This window comes from Polyangium sp. 6x1, from assembly GCF_029946515.1.
GTDB lineage: Bacteria > Myxococcota_A > Polyangia > Polyangiales > Polyangiaceae > Polyangium.
Genome location: NZ_JARZHH010000008.1, coordinates 211,249 through 227,565 on the forward strand (window position 1 = coordinate 211,249; position 16,317 = coordinate 227,565).

Below are 16,317 nucleotides of genomic sequence, written 5' to 3' on the forward strand. Positions count from 1 at the left end.
GACGCGGCCAGCGCGCAGAGACCGCGTCTCGCTCAGAACTAGACGGTTTTCCGCCGGAAAGCCATACGAAAACATGCGGGCAACCTCACAGGCCGTCGTCGTTCGTCCCTGGATGCAGCGCCGAGCGCAGGGACCGTCATCCGCTCGACATGCGCGCCCCCGGCGCGGCGTCTCCGAGGCACGCGCCAGGGGCTCGCGTGGCACGATCATGCCCGGAAGGGCTTGCGACCCGAGCCGGCATAGATGGGCCACGAGGCGAAGCCACGATCACTGTTGATGGCCTCGACGTGGGCCATGAGGCCCTCCTTGATCCGCTCGAAGACCTCCGGCGGCTGCGAGCTGCGCATGCACATCTGCCCCGTCACGTAAGTCCAGCTCTCGACGACCTTCCCGAAATCATTCGGATCGGAGTTCATGTTGTTGATGTCGATGAGGTGGATCTTGATGTCCTCGAGGCCAGCGTCGGTGAGGATCTCCCTCGTCTTCAACCCGGTATCCATGTCCATACCGAGCGAGTGGCCGATCTCGATGACCTTGTCATACGTCCAGCGTATGAGATTCTCGCCGGGGTGAGCCACGATACCAGCCATGAGCTCGTTCGTGATATAGATGCGGCCGCCGGGTTTGCATATCCGGAGGAGCTCACGCAGGATGTGCTGCGGCTCATTGAAGACCTGCAAGGACAGACGGCACGTCACGAAGTCGAACGAGCTGTCCGGCAAGAGCAGCGCCGCGGCGTCGCCGTACTGATACTCGATGTTCTCCAGCCCGAAGTCCGAGACGACCTGACGGGCATACCGCAGGAAGGGCTTCGAGTGATCGACGCCGACGAGGTACTCGGGCCGGAAATCACGCTGGAGCAGGATGGCGAAGTCCCCGAGGCCGCAGCAGATGTCCGCTACCCGGAGCCCGGGTCGCATACCGTGCCAGGCGAGCTTCTCCTGCTCGTGCTCCCAGATGATCTTTTCCTGGGTGCGGAGGACGTTGATGAACTCGTCGTCCTCGATGACGTGCTGGATCGGATAGAAGGCCTTGTCGTAGACCTCGATCGTGACGTTCGGATAAAGCTCGGCGATCACCTGGAACTTGCGTATGGCCCAGGGAATGACGCTCGACAGAATGAACTTGACGCGCAAGTCCGGACGCGCGCTCGCCGCCCACCGCACGAAGCGGTTGAGCTCGAGGAACGCCACGTTGTTCATGTACTTGAGGCGCTTCAAGTTCACGCACAACGCACCGCGCGCGCTCCAGGCGGCCTGCTCGAGCGACCGCCGGACCGACGCCATCTCCTCGGCGACGAAGGGCCGGAGCGTGCCCGTCAGGGTCACCTCCTGCTCCTTGTCCCCCGTCAAGCGCATGTTGAGTGCGACCGGCATGCACGACGGCGGAACGCCGGACGAAGGCGTGCCAGACGACGCCGGAGCAATGGAATTGCTCATACCTCCCCCATCTCGTCGACCTCTGGGAGCTCCAGGAAGAGGCTAATCCTGTCCTGGCCGGGTGGCTCGGATATCGTCAAAGTACAGGCGTATACCGCAGCGAGCTCGAGCAAACCGAGCATCGTATCCTCGCCCTCGGCCGGCTCCTCGAGCCTGGCGCGATACCAGCTCTTCAGATCGGGCTGGTTCACGATCTGCACGGCCATACGATAGAACACTCGATTCTGCTCGGTGACCGGGAGCGCGATCTGCAGGATCACGTGCCGGCCCCGCTTGCGGAAGATGAGCTCGATCTGCCCGTCTGCCGCGTGGTTGCGATAGATGACCTCGAGCAGCTCGTTGATGAACGTCGAAAGCAGCGTCGCGTGACGCTCCGGGTCCCCCTCGTTCGCGCTCACGTAACGGGCGAGATAGTTCGCGAGCAGATGGCAGTGTGCCCACTCCCGAGCAAAGCCGCCCACCGTAAAGCGGGCCGCCATGATCATCCTGTATCGGCTCGACGCGAAGTCGGCTTCCATCGGTGGAGCCGGGGTGATGGTCTTGACAATCGACATCGGGACCTCGAAGGCGGCCGACCGTCGGCCTAGAAAGGCTAGCCGGTCCCGACGTCGACGTCGAGTGCCGTCTGTCCAACCGTGATGCCTCGCGACGTGTCTCAACATGCTTCGCAAGCGGCCGTTCGCGCACGCGCGGGTAGCAGCTACCGTGCCACCCCTATCACGATCCTTCACACGCCTGCGAGCGAAGCACGAAGCCCACGTAGAACGGTAGAAGCAGCGCGGCCCTGTAGCGCAGTTCACCCGAAAGCCGGCGCCAAACCCTCGGGTTTGTCCGCGGCGAGACGAAACGATCCTCGCATGCTAGGTTCGTCGCGGCTCGCCCGGCCGAAGGTGTTTCCCATGAAGCAGCTCGTGTTGTTCTCGGGCAAGCCAGAGCCCGAGCTTCCCGAGGTCGATGCAGATCGCGCGATCGCCGCGATGCTCGCCCCCTCCGTTCGCCTCGGAACGTCGACATGGACGTTCCCAGGATGGCGAGGAATTTTCTACCCCAAGGATATCCCCGAGCGTGAAATCACCACGCACGGGCTACGGCTCTACGCGCGAAACCCGTTGTTCCGGACCGTAGGGATCGATCGGAGCTACTACGCGCCGCTGCGCGCCGAGGAGCTCGCGCGCTACCGCGACGATCTGCCCGACGGGTACGGATGCGCGATGAAGGTGTGGAGCGGAATCGTTGCGCGGCGAGATCCCCACACGGGACAGCGCTCGCCCTGGTTCCTCGATCCACACGCGTTCGAGGAGCGCGTACTCGCTCCGATCGTGAAGAGTTTTTCCCGGAACGTCGGCGTCCTCTTGCTCGTGCTCTCGCCGATGCGCGCCGAGGAGCGGATGGACGCCGGCGAGCTCGCCGAGCGGCTCGACCGTTTCTTCGAAGCCGCGCCGCGATCGTTTCGTTACGCCGTGGAGCTCCGCAACCCCGAGTTGCTTTCGAGGGCATACCTCGACGTGCTCGCGCGGCACGGCGTGACGCACGTGCTCGGCCTCTGGGAGCGTATGCCCTCGATCGGACGGCAGCTCGCCGTGCCGAAGATCCTGACGGCGCCGCTCGTCGTGTGCCGGTTGTCCATCCGCCCCGGCGAGAGGTACGAGGACCGGAAGCGGATCTGCGCGCCGTTCGACAAGATCGTGGCCACGGACGAGGAGACCCGCGCCGACGTCGTGGAGGTCGCCGCGCGCTGCGCCCGGGAGGGGCGAAGCCTCATGGTGATCGTGAACAACAAGGTGGAAGGATCGGCGCCGCTGACCGTGCGCGCGCTCGCGCGGCGGATCGTGGCGGGCCGCTGAGGCGTGCGCCCCGATGGCTGAGGAGAGGCGGACCTCGGCGGGTCCGCCCCTCCTTATGTAGGATCAGGATCGGATGCTCAGAAGCCGCCGCCGATCTGCGCGAGCAGGTTCCACGTGTCGGCGCCGGGCTGGTCACCGACCGGGATGTTGGGCGCGCCCAGGTGGTCGAAGAAGGCCGGGCGGTAGTTGAAGCGCGCGCCGACCTTGATGTTCTCCGTGAGCATGCGGTCCGCGCCCACAGCGACGGGAACGACGAGCGTGAAGCCGTCGCCGTAGCGACCCGCGAAGCCGGCGTAGCCGACGCCGCCGGCGACGAAGGGCTGCAGCGGGAGGCGGTTCGCCTCGGCGAGGTTGTAACGGATGCCCGCGTCGAGGGATGTCATCACGAGCTGGGTGCGGGTATCGGCGCGGGTGTTGGCGCTTCCGAGGTAGTTGCCCTCGACCGCCCAGCGATCGTTGATCATGCCGGTGACGCGCACGTTCCAGCCCGGGCCGACGCCGCCGACGCCGCTGAGGAACCCGACGATGCCCGCGCCGCCTTCCACGGTGAACGCCGTCGGCCGCGGGATCTCGCGGATCATGGGCTGATCGGCGGGAGGCATGCCTCGCCGTGTGTCCTGCGCGTGGGCCAAAGTCGGCGCTCCCAGTGCGGCACAAGCCACGAGAGCCGCCACGATTCGTGCGGTGGTCATTGCTTCCTCCTCAGCGAATGCTCGAGGTCCTTGCCGAGAGCGAGTCTCGCCTTGCATGCGTCCCTGTGCATGCTGCGGGCCATGGAGGCTGTGCAGGTCGGACCCTGCACGTCCAGACGGCCGGCCCGGACCTGAACCTTGCCGTGAGAGCGGACAGCGGCCACGCGAGGCGCGGCGTCACGCCGCAAAGGCGGGGGCGTCGGGGGCTGTCAAGCCTTTCTTGTTGCCGCCCGAGGCGCTTCGGACCGAAAGTAGAGGAGCGACGCCGAAGGCTTCGGGGAGGGGCGCGGGACTCGAGTCGGGGATCCGCGCGGGGGTGGAGGCCGTAGTTGGTGGTGCAAGCATCGAGGAGCAAACGATGAACGCGAAGAGCATTTACGAGACCCTCGCGGCGCTCGGGGCGAGTGCGATGATCGCTGGTTGTGCCGGGACGCAAGAGCCCGTGAAGGCCGCCGAGGAGCCGCAGGCCGAGGCGCCCGCGCAAGCCGCGACGGACGAGAAGAAGGCCGAGTCGACGGCGGGGACGGAGGCGGCAGGCGCGACGAACGCGGCCGCCACGCCCACGGAAGCGCCGGCGGCGGCGGCTCCGGCGGCGGCAGCGCCCGCGGCGGCGGCGACGCCCGCGCCCGCGGCGACGCCCGCCCCGGCCAAGGCAGCGGCGCCCGCCCCGGCCAAGGCGGCGCCCACGGCGAAGCCCGCTGCGAAGAAGGCTGCTGCGAAGAAGGGCACAGAGGCGGCCTGCGGCGAAGGTTCCTGCGCCTGAAGGGTGGCTCTCAGGTCGACAATCCCAGGGGTCGGGCTCGGGCTCCGCTTCGACTTCCTCGACGACGTGCTCGCGCGGGTCGAGGCGGACGCGCCCCTTGGCCCCGCGCGTTTCTTCGAGGTCGCGCCGGAAAACTACATGCGCCGGGGCGGGTTCGTCCCGGCCGCGCTCGAGCGGATCGCCGCGCGCTTTCCGCTGCTCTCGCACGGTCTCTCGATGTCGCTCGGCGGGCTCGATCCGTTCGACGACGCGTACATGCGCGAGCTCGCCGCCTTCACGCGGCGGTTCGGCGTGCCGTTCCACTCGGACCACCTGTGTTTCTCGGGGTTCGGTGGGCGCATGGCGCACGAGCTCTTGCCGCTGCCGCTGACGCAGGGCGCGGCGGCGTACGTGGCCACGCGCTTGCGAGAGGCCGAGGATCGGCTCGGGCTGCCGATGGTGGTCGAGAACATCACGCGGTACGTCGTGCCCGGCGCGCCGGAGATGGACGAGGCGACGTTCCTCGCCGAGGTGCTCGATCGTTCGGGGTCAAAACTTCTGCTCGACGTGAACAACGTGTACGTGAACGCGATCAACGACGGCACGGATCCGCTCGCGTTCCTCGCCGGGATCCCGCTCGATCGCGTCGCCGCGATCCACGTGGCGGGGCACGAGAAGCGCGAAGGGACGGGCCTCGTGATCGACACGCACGGCGCGGACGTGCTCGGCGAGGTGCTGTCGCTGCTCACGTGGACGATCGAGCGGACGGGGCCCGTGCCGGTGGTGCTGGAGCGGGATCACGCGATCCCGCCGCTCGACGAGTTGCTCGGGGAGCTGTCGCGGGTCGAGGCGGCCTACCAGGCAGGGCTCGCGGCGCGGGAGGCACGAGCGCGTGGCTGAAGAAGAGGAAGGGCGGGCCGCGATCGCCGAGGTCGCGGCGTCGTTCGCGGCCGTCGTGCAGGGGCCGCCGGACGAGACGCGGATCGGCGTCTACAGGTCGCTCGTTCGCCGCGGCATCATGGGGGCCGTGCGGGCGCAGATGCCACGCACGGCGGCCGCGCTCGGGGCGCGATTCGAGGCGACCGTGGAGGCTTGGATCGACGAGGCGCTGCCGAGCTCGCCGTACTTGCGCGACGCCTCGGCCGAGCTCGTCGGCTGGGCTGCTACGCGGTGGACGGAGGATCCTCTCGTTCCGCGGTGGATTCCAGATCTCGGGCGTTACGAGGTCGCGCGGTTCGAGGTCGCGGCGGCAAACGTGGCGGACGCGCCGAGCGGCGGGCCGCTCGCGCTCGATCGGGCGGTGCGGCTCGGCGGCGCGGCCCGGGTCGCTCGGTATGCGTGGGCCGTGCACCGCTTGCCCGAGGACACACCGGGCGAGCCGCAAGAAGAGCTTACGGCCTTGCTTCTGTACCGGGACAGGGCGCACGAGGTCCGGTGCCTCGTGCTCTCGCCGCTCGCGGCCGCGATCCTCGAGCGGCTCCTCGGGGGCGCTCGGCTTGGGGAGGCGGTGACGACGGCGTGCGCGGCGCTCGGGGAGCCGATGGGCGACGCGGTGTTGCGAGGCACGGCGGAGGTGCTCGCGGACCTCGGGGAGCGCGGGGTGGTCCTCGGCGCGGTCGAGCAAGGAAATCACGATCCCGACACGCACGCGGCGGGCGAGCAGGGTATAGTCGCGGGCGAACGACCATGAGCCGACACCTCCGCGTTTTTCCATGACGACGAGCACGCAACAGGACCCGCTCGGCATCACGGGGACCATCCTCGCCGAGAAATACCGGATCGACGCGCTCATCGGCGAAGGTGGCTTCAGCGTCGTCTACCGCGCCGAGCACCTCATCTGGCAGCAGCCTGTCGCGATCAAGTGCTTCCGCATCCTCGCGCAAGCGCCCGAGAACAAACGCGACGAGCTGCTCGACGGGTTCATCCAGGAGGGCCGCCTGCTCGCGAGCCTGTCGAGTCGATCGGCGGCGATCGTGCAGGCGCGCGACATCGGCAAGTTCACGACCGCGGACGGGATGTGGATCCCGTACATGGTGCTCGAGTGGCTCGAAGGAAAGACGCTCGATCACGTGCTCTTCGTGGAGCGCGTGAGCGGCGCGAAGCCGCGCGAGATCCACGAGGCGCTCGCGCTGCTCGAGCCGGTCGCGGTGGCGCTCGAGATCGCGCACGCGAAGAACATCGCGCACCGCGACATCAAGCCCGCGAACATCTTCGTCATCGGCGATCCGCGCGGGCCCTCGCCGTTCACGAAGATCCTCGACTTCGGCATCGCGAAGGTGATGGCCGATCACGCGGCGGCGACGGCCGAGCTCGCACAGACGGGCAAGGAGATCACCGCGTTCACGCCGAACTACGGGGCGCCCGAGCAGTTCAGCCGATCGTACGGCGCGACGGGGCCGTGGACCGACGTGTTCGCGATGGCGCTCATCATGGTCGAGGTGCTGCGCGGCGGGGTCCCGGCGTTCGAAGGCGAGGACTTCATCCAGTTCGCCGTCGCGAGCCGCGATCCGACGCGCAGGCCGACGCCACGCACGTTCGGCGTGCAGGTCTCGCCCGAGGTCGAGGCGGTGTTCGAGAAGGCGCTCGCCGTCGCGCCGACGGACCGGTACCCGTCGATGGGCCGCTTCTGGGCGGCGCTGCACGAGGCCGTGTTCCCGGACATCGCGTGGAACCCGGGGACGACGAGCGGCGTGTCGTCGTCGATCACGTCGTCGCCGGGCGGCAGGTCCGCGTCGCGCGCGAGCCTGCCAGGTCCGCTGCAGGAGACGTTGCCGCGTCCGACCGGCGGCACCGCGGTGATGGATGGAGCGCCGTCGCTGCCGATGCCGCAGGGCACGGCGCAACGCACGACGCAGGACGCGCCAGGATCGATCGCGACGCCGCCGGGCGCGCCGATGCCGACGGGGAACGCGCCGACGCCGGATCAGGGCAAGGGGCTCATGGCGTTCGCTGCCATCGCGGCGATCGCGCTGCTCGGCGGCAGCTTCGCTGCCTACAAGATGTTCACGAAGCCCTCGGGGGGAACGCCGACCGTGGCCTCGTCCGCGCCCGTGGCGAGCGCGGCGCCGAACGCGAGCGCGTCGGCGATCGCGGCGGCTGCGCGGCCGACGGAGTGCCCGGCGGGGATGGTGCTCGTGCCCGGCGGCAAGTTCTTCATGGGCTCGGACGAGCCGTCGTTCAAGCTGTGGCAACCGGCGCACAAGGTCATCCTCGACACGTTCTGCGTCGACCTGCACGAAGTGACGGCGGCCGAGTACAAGGAGTGCTCGGATCAGGGCGAATGCAAGCGCCCGGAGGCCGCGCCGAACTGGCCGAAGACGGCCGGGAGCACGGACGAGGAGCACGAGAAGAAGCGCGAGTCGTACTCGGAGTTCTGCACGTTCGGCAAAACGGGGCGCGAGAACCACCCGGTCAACTGCGTGAGCTGGTTCCAGGCCGACGGCTACTGCAAGTTCCGTAAGAAGCGCCTGCCCACGGAGGCCGAGTGGGAGTACGCGGCGCGCGGCTCCGACGGTCGCAAGTTCCCGTGGGGCGCGGACGAGGCCGCGGCGGGGCACATGAACGCGGGCGGCAAGGAGTGGGCGGCGTGGGAGAAGGCGCAAGGCCTGAAGCTCACGGGCACGCTCTACGAGATCGACGACGGCTTCCCGGGCACGGCGCCCGTCGGCAGCTTCCCGCAGGGCAAGACGCGCTTCGGCGCGGACGATTTCGTCGGCAACGTGTGGGAGTGGACCGCGGACTGGTACGAGACCTACAAGGCCGACGACGAGCAGATCAACCCGAAGGGCGCGCCCGCGGGTGACCGGAAGGCGATCCGCGGCGGCGGCTTCAACGGCGGCGTGCAGCAGTGGCTCAATCCGGCGTTCCGCTTCCACCAGGTGCCGGACGCGACGACGCCGGTGATCGGGTTCCGCTGCGTGATGAACCTTTGAGGTCCAAGCGCGAGCGGAGCCTCGCCGCGACGAGCCCGATCGACGTGCCGACGAGCGCGCCCACGAGGATGTCGCTCGGGTAGTGCACGGCGAGGAAGCAACGCGACCAGGCGACGAGCGCGGCGAAGACGAACGCGGGGACGGCGAGCGTCGGGCGCACGGAAGCGACGAACGCGGCGAAGGTGAACGAGCCGGCGGCGTGTCCGCTCGGGAACGAGTGTCCGCCGGGTGAAGCGATGAAGACGGGCTCGCAGGCGGCGAGCGCGTCGCAGGGGCGGACGCGGCCGACGAGGGCCTTCACGGTGGAGACGAGGGCGCTCGTGACGACGAGCGCGGCGATGAGGCGCGTGGTCGTGGCGCGGGTCTTTTCACGCGCGAGGAAGGGGATGAGGCCGAGCATGCCCCAGCCTCCGCCGATGAAGGTGACGGCGACGAAGAGGGGCGTGGCCCAAGCAGGCGAGCCGCGGGCCGCGCGGAGGAGGGCCTCGTCGGCCGCCGAGATCACATCGAGGAGGTGCAAACGCGGAGAGGATATTCCTTGGAGCGCCGAACGCTCGGCGGTTCGACACGCGCTCGCGCGGAGAGCGGGGCGCGCGAGGCGTCCCCCTCGGGACGAAGCCCTGCTAGGTTGTCTGGCCGTGCCGGTCCCCGACCATCTCCTCGGCGATACGTCGGTGACGGGGCCGCTCGGCTCCCTCGCCTTGTCCCAGGTGCGCCCTGGGAGCACCGTGCTCGCGCTGCGGGCGGTGAAGTGGCACGAGGGGCTCGGTCGGCTCGGCGTCGTCTTGCCGTTCGCGCTCGTGCACGACGTGGGCCTGCTCTTCGCGACGTCGCGGGATCACGTGGAGATCGGGCCGCGCTGCGAGCCCGCATCGATCGCGCGCGGGATGCCGGATCTCGCGCGGCTCCTCGAAGGCTACCGGCGCGTGCTCGAAGAGCTCGGGCAGAGCGAGGCGGCGCGGCGCGCGCCGGAGCTCAAGATGAGCGACGACCTCGTCATCGTGCTGCTCTCGCGGCTGCTCGGCGCGGTCGCGTCGCGCGTGAACGTGCCGCCGGCGTATCGCGCGGCGGTGCCGATGGATGCGTCGCTCTTCGAGCGGCTCGACCCGCAGCTTCCGCAGCTCTTCTCCACGGCGCGGCGCGGCTTCGAGGCATCGGCGCTCTCGGCGCTGGAGGTCTCGCGGCTCTTCGTGCTGACGATGACGGACGCGCTCGACCTCGACACGCTGCGGCTCTTCGGCATGCTCGGCGCGGAAGGCGCGGGCGGCGCGCTGACGCAGGTCGATCTGCTCGCGGCGCTCGAGTCGCCGGAGGCGAACGACATCGTGAACTTCTCGCTGGAGATCCTGCCGAGCGTGCTGGAGACGAAGACGCGGCCCGCGGCGGGGACGACGGCGGCGCACGGCTACTCGGGCATCGGGACGCGCGGATCGATCGACGGGCTCGTGCTCACGGAGCTCGCCTGGGACGACCTCGAGCTCGCGCGGAGGCTGCTCGACAACGAGGTGCTCTACTACGCGCGCGAGCAGAGCCGCGACGAGCAGAAGCGGGTCCACTACCTGCTCGTCGACGCGTCGGCGTCGATGCGCGGCGACCGGCAGACGTTCGCGCGGGGGATGGCGATCGCCACGGCGAAGAAGCTCTTGCTCGAAGGCGAGGACGTGGCGTTCCGCTTCTTCGACGCGCGGCTCTACGAGATCCACCGGGCGCACGGGGACAAGCTGCCGACGGCGCACGTGCTCTCGTTCAAGGGCGAGCGCGGTCGCAACCCGGCGCGCGTGTTCGCGGAGCTCTCGACGGAGCTCGATCTGCACCGCCACCGCGATCCACGCGCGCCCGTCGTGCACCTCTTCACGCACGCGGCGCTCTACATCCCGCGCGAGATGGTCCAGGCGGTGCGACGCTCGGCGCACATCGCGGCCGTGTTCATCCTGCCCTCGGGCGGCAAGCTCGACCTCGACTACCTCGACCTGCTCGACGCGCACTGGGTCGTCGATCACGCGACCTTGTCGAGCGGCTCGGCGCGGGCCAACGCGGCGCGGTCGATCCTCGATCAGACGACGGCGTCCTCCGGCGAAGAGGCGGGCAAGGGCGCGGCGAAAGGGGCAGAGGCGTGAGCGGCCGGCCGGTATCGGATCTGCGCGAAGAAGCGCGGACGGCGAGCGCGCGGGGCGACCTCGGGCGCGCGAGGCAAGCGCTCGTCACGGCGCTCGGGCAGACCATCGCGCGCGAGGAGGAGTACGCCGCCGCGGTCCGCGATCTGCGCGAGGTGCTCGTCGCGATCGGCGACCTGCGCGGCGCGCTCACGCTCGACTGGTACACGGGCAGCGAGAAGGGGCAGCGTGACCTCGTCGCGAGCGGGCGCGTGCCGGGGATCGATCGCGCGCGCACCTACCTCGCGTGGGCGGATCGGGCCGAGGACGCGTCGCGCAAGCAGGCGCTCTACGCGAAGGCCGCGGACGAGTACGAGTCGGCGGGCCTCGTGGCGCAGGCGGCGATCGCGCGGGAGCGCGGCGGCGATCTGTACCGGGCGCGCGCGCTCTGGTCGCGCCTGTCGCAGATCCTCGGCGCGTCGGGCGGGGACTTCTACGCGGCGGGGCTCGCGCGCTTCAACCTCGCGCGGACGTCGACGCGCACGGGCGAACCCGCGGCCGCGCGCGAGGCGGTGGTGGCGGCGGTGCACCTGCTCGAAGAGGCGGCGGATCGGTACGAGACGATCGGCCAGCGCGAGCGCGCGTTCGACTGCTACCAGGTGCTCATCGCGATCGGCCGGGAGAGCGGCGAGTTCGAGCACGTGCTCGAGGGCTACGTGAACGTGATCCGCATCCTGCGCGAGGATCACCTGCGATATTACGCGCTCCAATCGTACGAGGAGGCGCTCTCCGCGGCGGAGAAGCAGAAGGAGGTCTCGGCCGCGGCCACGCTCGCGCGCGAGATGAGCGCTTACGCGCGGAAGGAGGGGCTGCCGGGCGTCGCGAACTTCGGGACGCTGGCGCAGGCGCGCCTCTGGCAGGAGGTCGCCGAGGCGTCGAAGGCGCGCGGCGCGCCGCCGTCGATCGCGGAGAACGCGCTGCTCGCGGCGGTGATCGCGCTCGGCGAGGCGGGCCAGTACGGCAAGGTCGGCGGCGTGTACGAGAAGCTCGCGGCGCTCGACCTCGAAGAGGCGCGGCGCAAGCACTACACGAACGCGCGCAAGCGCTACGTCGAGGCGCAGGACCTCCGGATCGAGAGCCAGCCCTTGCCGGCGCACCTCCGCCACGAGGTCGGCTTCCCCGAGGTCTGGCACGTCGATCTCGTCGAGTGGGAGCAACGCGGCAGCGCGAGCCAATCCGCGGGTGACGTCGTGCTCGATCCGTCTGCGTGGTCGGAGGTGACACGAAGGCGCGCCATGCTCGCGCGGCTCACGGCGCTCGCGATCGAGGCCGAGGAGGAGGCCTCGCCTGGACGAACGGCGCAGAGCCAGCTCTACAGCGCGCTCGCCGAGCAGCTCGCGCTGGTCGAGCTCTACACGATCCTTTCGCCGCTCGAGGCCCTCTTCCGCAGGCCCGAGCGCGAGGTGCGGATCGCCGTCGTCCGCGCGCTCTCGCGATTCCTTTACAAGCGTACGTTCATCACGCTGCGCGAGGCGCTCGTCGACGCCGACGGCGGCGTCGTGCAGGAGGCGGCGAAGGCGCTCGAGGAGCTCAGGTTTCCGCACGCCTTCGATCCGCTCGCGCGCATCTACCGCGAGTCGCAGAGCGCCGTGGTGCGCGCCTCCGCGGTGAAGGCGCTCGCGCGCATCGACACGCTGGAGGCGGCCGAGATGCTCCTCGGCGTGATCGAGCACGACGGGCGCGAGGAGCGCCAGGCCGCGATCGAGGCCCTCAAGAGGGCGCGCGGCATGAAGTTCGTCGACGTCGCGAAGTCCGCGCTGCCGGGCCTCTCGGGCGCGGCTCAATCGGCCGTCCGCGAGGTCCTCCGCAGCCGCGGCATCGGCTGATCGACCCTGGAAAGCGGCCTTCCCAGGTTGTGAATTCCAGTCTCCGCGTACGTCTCGTAGGGGACATCAGGTCGGGACCGGACACGCGATTCCAACTCGTCCCGAGCGATCCCGAGACGAAGATGGCCTATGCATGGACTCATGGACGGCGCGCTTCGGGGGGAGCGTCTCACTAGGCCGTCCCGGCCCCCGGGAAATTGCTGCTCGACAAGCTCGACTTCTCGGCAACTCCCGGCGGCCGGCGTCTTTTGAGGCGCTTCGCCGGGGAGAAGGATCGAAGGACGGTCAATCTCCCCGGCGAAGCGCGAGGCGCTCCGAGGGACCGCCCTACGGCCTGAGGATCGACGCGAGCGCCGGGACGAGCGCCGGGTACTGGAACACGTAGCCGAGCTCCTGCGCGCGGGTCGGCGCGACGCGTTGCCCCGTCGTGACCACCATCGACGCCTCGCCGAGCGCGACCTTCACCGCGATCTCGGGCGTCGTGAACCACGAGGGCCTGCGCATCACGTGTCCGATCGCGGAGGCGAGCTCCTTGCTCGTCGCGGGCTCGGGCGAGACGACGTTGATCGGCCCGCGCGCGCGCGTGTCCTCGAGCGCGAGCAACGTCAGGCCCACGACGTCCTCCGCGTGCACCCACGCGATCACCTGCGAGCCCGGCGCGATCGGCCCGCCTGCGAACATCTTGAACGGCAGGAGCATCTTCTCCAGCGCGCCGCCGCCCTCGCCGAGCACGACGCCGATCCGCAGCATCACCGTGCGCACGCCGAGCGCCTCGGCCTTCGCCGCTTCGGCCTCCCATCGGTCCACCACGTCCGCGAGAAACCCTTCCCCGCGGGAGCTCGTCTCATCGAGCAGCTCGCCGGGCGGCCTCGGCCCGTAGTAGCCGACGGCCGACGCGCACACGAAGACGTCGGGCTTCGCCTCGGCGCGGCGGATGCCTTCGACGACGAGGCGCGTCGAGTCCACGCGGCTCGCGACGATCGCGCGGCGGGCCTCGTCGGTCCATCGCTGCGCGGCGGGCTCGCCGGCGAGGTGCACGATCGCCGACGCGCGACCGATCTCGTCGAGCCACGGCCCTTCGTGCTCGGGATCCCACGCGACGGCGGTCGCGCCGCGGGGCAACTTGCTTCGGGCGCGGTTCGGATCCCGCGTGAGCACTGTCACGCGGTCGCCGCGCTGAAGAAGCGTCTCCGTGAGACGAAGGCCGATGAACCCGGTGCCGCCCGTCAAAAGGACCGTCTTCACCACGGCGCTCTTTACCATGGTAAGAGGCTACCGACATGAACCTCGAGGTCTTCCGCAAGCTCCCGCTCGGCGGCACCGATCGCCGCGCCATCGTCCAAGCGCTGGCCCAGGATGGCTCTCGCGTCGCGCGGGAGCTGCTCGCCGCGCAGCGAACCGAGCTCCGGCCGCGCGGCGCGCGCCTCGCGAAGGACACGGCCGTCGTCATCCTCGGCGGCTCGAACGGCATCACGCGTGCCCTCGCCGTGCAGCTCCTCTTCGGCGAGCGCGCGGCCGTCTTCGGCGTGCACTACGACAGCGAGAAGATGCAGATCGGCGGCCACCACGTCGCGGCGCTCGTCGAGGCGGCGACGGCCGAGGGGCTCACGGCGCGCTTCTGGAACGCGGACGCGACGAAACCCGAGACGGTCGAGGAGGTCGTCGCGGCGCTCAAGGGCCAGTACCGGGCGGTCCACCTCGTCAATGGCATCGCGGCGGGCGCGACGAAGCGGTACGTCGAGCACGGACCGACGAACGTGAAGGACATCGACGTCGCGTTCGATCCGATCCTCCAGGTCCCGGATTTCAGCCGACCGGAGAACATCCGGCGTGTCGGGCTCGTGGAGGTCGAGGTCGCGACGGACACGGACATCGAGCGGACGAACCGGTTCATGGGCACGTCATCGCTCCTCTGGGCGGAGCCGCTCGCGGCGGCGGGCTTGCTCGCGCGGGACGAGAGCGTCGTATCGTTTTGCGATTACGACTATGAGCCCGACGATCCGGTCTATGCGATGGGCCCGCTCGCGGGGGCGAAGAAGCTCCAGCGGCAGACGATGCAGCAGATTCACGATCGATTCGGCGTGCGGACGGTGCGCCTCTGTTATCCGGCCGTCGCGACGACGGCGCTCGGCGCGATCCCCGGCGGCCTGCTCATGTATGGGCTCTCGGCGCAGATTCTGAAGGAGCGCGGGCAATACCAGGACGTCCTCGAGCTCGGGGCTGCGACGGCGCCGATTTTCGCGCCGGAGTTCCGGGACTCGATCTTCCGCCTCGACGAGGCCTACCAGGCGGCGCTGCCCGAGTTCCACCGGCGCAAGGACGCGCTCGCGCCGGAGAACCTGCGGGAGTCGTTCACGAAGCTGTATCGATGACGGACGGGACCACGGCGGGGGTCGGCTCGTAGCGGCCGACCTGGGGGCGCTCGCCGAGGTCGATGATCTTCAGGAAGGCGAGCAGGCGAATGACCTGCCATGTCGGGTCGAGCTCCCAGGCGCGCACCGCGAAATTCGGGGCCTGACCGAAGCGGTGGTGGTTGTTCTGGAAGAGCTCGCCCATCGTGACGAAATCGAACGGCAGCGTATTGCGCGAGTCGTCCTTGCTGTCGAAGTTCCGGTATCCGTACCGGTGACCGCACCAGTTCACGATCGCGCCGTGAATGACGCCCATCAGGAAGTGCGCGGGCAAGAGCAAGAATTGCCACCACGCGGTCGCGAACACGAGATAAAAACCGACGTACGCCGTGCCCCAGGCGAGGCGAGCGGGCCAGTCGCCGCCGATGCGGTCGACGAGGTCCCACTCGGGATATCCGCCGTCGAACTTCGGCTCGGGTTTCTCGATGCGATAGGCGAAGTCGTGATAACGCTGCCTCGTCCCCCACATCATCGCGAATGGATTGCCCGTGTGCCGCGGTGAATGCGGATCCCGCTCGGTATCGCTATGAGCGTGGTGCAATCGGTGCAGGATGGCGTAGGCCCGCGGCACGAGGAACGAGGAGCCCTGGGCGGCGAACGTGAGCAAATAAAAGAATCGCTCCCAGCCCTTGCTCATCGTGAACATGCGGTGGGAGGCATAGCGGTGAAGGAAAAACGTCTGGCAGAAAATGGACAACGTCCAGTGCCCGACGAAGAACAACGCGATTGCCATCGCTCCTTCGTAGGCGACGCCAGGCGCGCGCGGCGTCACGGCTGGGTCATCTTTCCGTCGGTCCAGGGACAGCGAGGGCGGTGGGAAGTCCGGAAACCACCTCGCCCGGCCTCGCGGCGCGACGGGCGTTTCGCGCTTTGAATGCGCGGCCGCCGTCCCCGTCCAAGTTTTTTGGCCAAGCGGCGACCGGGAAACCCGAGCCCGTTCGCGCGTGGAGGTTCGCTTGCTTCCGATGCTTCGCGCTCCGGCTCCGTCGTGGGGCCCTTGCCCCCCGGTTGGCCCCGGCGGAGAGCTCTGCTAGCCTCGGCCCGTCCTTGTCGAACTCGGGTGCTTACCTGGGAGGAACTCCAATGAACATGCGATTCTTTGCGATGCTTGGTGCAGTGGCTTGTATGGCTTTGACGGCGTGTGTCGTCGTTGACAACACCGGCGCCGGCGGCGCCGGTGGCGACGCGGGCGCGGGCCCGGGCGTCGGCGGTGCCGGCGGCGCCGGTGGCGCGGGTGGCGCGGGCGGCGCCGGTGGCTCCGGTGGCGCGGGCGGCGGC

15 protein-coding genes are annotated in these 16,317 nt (G+C 69.5%); 9 read left to right on the top strand and 6 right to left on the bottom strand.

What is annotated here, in order from left to right; all coding sequences use genetic code 11:
- Window positions 1–206: 206 nt before the first annotated feature.
- Window positions 207–1,376, bottom strand: coding sequence for a methyltransferase domain-containing protein (locus tag QHF85_RS11480; protein WP_281327171.1), 1,170 nt, complete (start codon window positions 1,374–1,376; stop codon window positions 207–209).
- A 59-nt stretch (window positions 1,377–1,435) separates the two neighbouring features.
- A complete protein-coding gene (locus QHF85_RS11485; RefSeq protein ID WP_281327172.1) occupies window positions 1,436–1,918 on the bottom strand; it encodes a hypothetical protein in 483 nt (160 codons plus the stop codon).
- Window positions 1,919–2,296: 378 nt separating this feature from the next.
- Between QHF85_RS11485 and QHF85_RS11490 the strand changes: the two genes are divergently transcribed.
- Window positions 2,297–3,283 (top strand): DUF72 domain-containing protein, encoded by a 987-nt coding sequence (locus QHF85_RS11490; protein ID WP_281327173.1) that lies wholly within the window; start codon window positions 2,297–2,299, stop codon window positions 3,281–3,283.
- A 77-nt stretch (window positions 3,284–3,360) separates the two neighbouring features.
- On the opposite strand, the gene QHF85_RS11495 is transcribed toward QHF85_RS11490, so the two are convergent.
- Window positions 3,361–3,975: an outer membrane beta-barrel protein gene (locus tag QHF85_RS11495; RefSeq protein WP_281327174.1), complete on the bottom strand. Its 615-nt coding sequence runs from the start codon at window positions 3,973–3,975 to the stop codon at window positions 3,361–3,363.
- Window positions 3,976–4,333: 358 nt separating this feature from the next.
- Here QHF85_RS11495 and QHF85_RS11500 point away from each other — a divergent pair, with 358 nt between their 5' ends.
- Genes QHF85_RS11500 through QHF85_RS11515 form a run of 4 tightly spaced genes read left to right on the top strand, consistent with a single transcriptional unit; the run spans window position 4,334 to window position 8,649 of the window.
- A complete protein-coding gene (locus QHF85_RS11500) occupies window positions 4,334–4,738 on the top strand; it encodes a hypothetical protein (protein WP_281327175.1) in 405 nt (134 codons plus the stop codon).
- A gap of 3 nt (window positions 4,739–4,741) precedes the next feature.
- Window positions 4,742–5,617, top strand: coding sequence for a DUF692 domain-containing protein (locus QHF85_RS11505; RefSeq protein WP_281327176.1), 876 nt, complete (start codon window positions 4,742–4,744; stop codon window positions 5,615–5,617).
- Window positions 5,610–6,407: a putative DNA-binding domain-containing protein gene (locus QHF85_RS11510; protein WP_281327177.1), complete on the top strand. Its 798-nt coding sequence runs from the start codon at window positions 5,610–5,612 to the stop codon at window positions 6,405–6,407. The genes QHF85_RS11505 and QHF85_RS11510 overlap by 8 nt, the downstream gene beginning before the upstream one ends.
- A 22-nt stretch (window positions 6,408–6,429) precedes the next feature.
- Window positions 6,430–8,649, top strand: coding sequence for a bifunctional serine/threonine-protein kinase/formylglycine-generating enzyme family protein (locus QHF85_RS11515; protein ID WP_281327178.1), 2,220 nt, complete (start codon window positions 6,430–6,432; stop codon window positions 8,647–8,649).
- Here the strand turns inward: QHF85_RS11515 and QHF85_RS11520 are convergent.
- The gene (locus QHF85_RS11520) at window positions 8,570–9,169 is read right to left on the bottom strand and encodes a phosphatase PAP2 family protein (protein WP_281327179.1); all 600 of its coding nucleotides are present in this window, start codon (window positions 9,167–9,169) and stop codon (window positions 8,570–8,572) included. The two genes, QHF85_RS11515 and QHF85_RS11520, sit on opposite strands and share 80 nt — an antisense overlap.
- A 118-nt stretch (window positions 9,170–9,287) precedes the next feature.
- Here QHF85_RS11520 and QHF85_RS11525 point away from each other — a divergent pair, with 118 nt between their 5' ends.
- Together QHF85_RS11525 and QHF85_RS11530 are read left to right on the top strand one after the other, a co-directional pair.
- On the top strand, window positions 9,288–10,766 hold the full coding sequence (locus tag QHF85_RS11525; protein ID WP_281327180.1) for a hypothetical protein: 1,479 nt from the start codon (window positions 9,288–9,290) through the stop codon (window positions 10,764–10,766).
- Window positions 10,763–12,628 (top strand): HEAT repeat domain-containing protein, encoded by a 1,866-nt coding sequence (locus QHF85_RS11530; protein ID WP_281327181.1) that lies wholly within the window; start codon window positions 10,763–10,765, stop codon window positions 12,626–12,628. Before QHF85_RS11525 ends, QHF85_RS11530 begins: the two co-directional genes overlap by 4 nt.
- Before the next feature lie 327 nt (window positions 12,629–12,955).
- Here QHF85_RS11530 and QHF85_RS11535 read toward each other — a convergent pair whose 3' ends face one another.
- A complete protein-coding gene (locus tag QHF85_RS11535) occupies window positions 12,956–13,891 on the bottom strand; it encodes a TIGR01777 family oxidoreductase (protein WP_281327182.1) in 936 nt (311 codons plus the stop codon).
- A 17-nt stretch (window positions 13,892–13,908) separates the two neighbouring features.
- Between QHF85_RS11535 and QHF85_RS11540 the strand changes: the two genes are divergently transcribed.
- A complete protein-coding gene (locus QHF85_RS11540) occupies window positions 13,909–15,000 on the top strand; it encodes a hypothetical protein (protein WP_281327183.1) in 1,092 nt (363 codons plus the stop codon).
- Here the strand turns inward: QHF85_RS11540 and QHF85_RS11545 are convergent.
- Window positions 14,981–15,772 carry an acyl-CoA desaturase gene (locus QHF85_RS11545; protein ID WP_281327184.1) on the bottom strand — a complete coding sequence of 264 codons (792 nt, stop codon included), beginning with the start codon at window positions 15,770–15,772 and terminating at the stop codon, window positions 14,981–14,983. The two genes, QHF85_RS11540 and QHF85_RS11545, sit on opposite strands and share 20 nt — an antisense overlap.
- Window positions 15,773–16,122: 350 nt before the next feature.
- On the opposite strand from QHF85_RS11545, the gene QHF85_RS11550 reads away from it, so the two are divergent.
- Window positions 16,123–16,317: hypothetical protein (locus QHF85_RS11550; RefSeq protein ID WP_281327185.1), on the top strand; the 195-nt coding region annotated here is incomplete at its 3' end.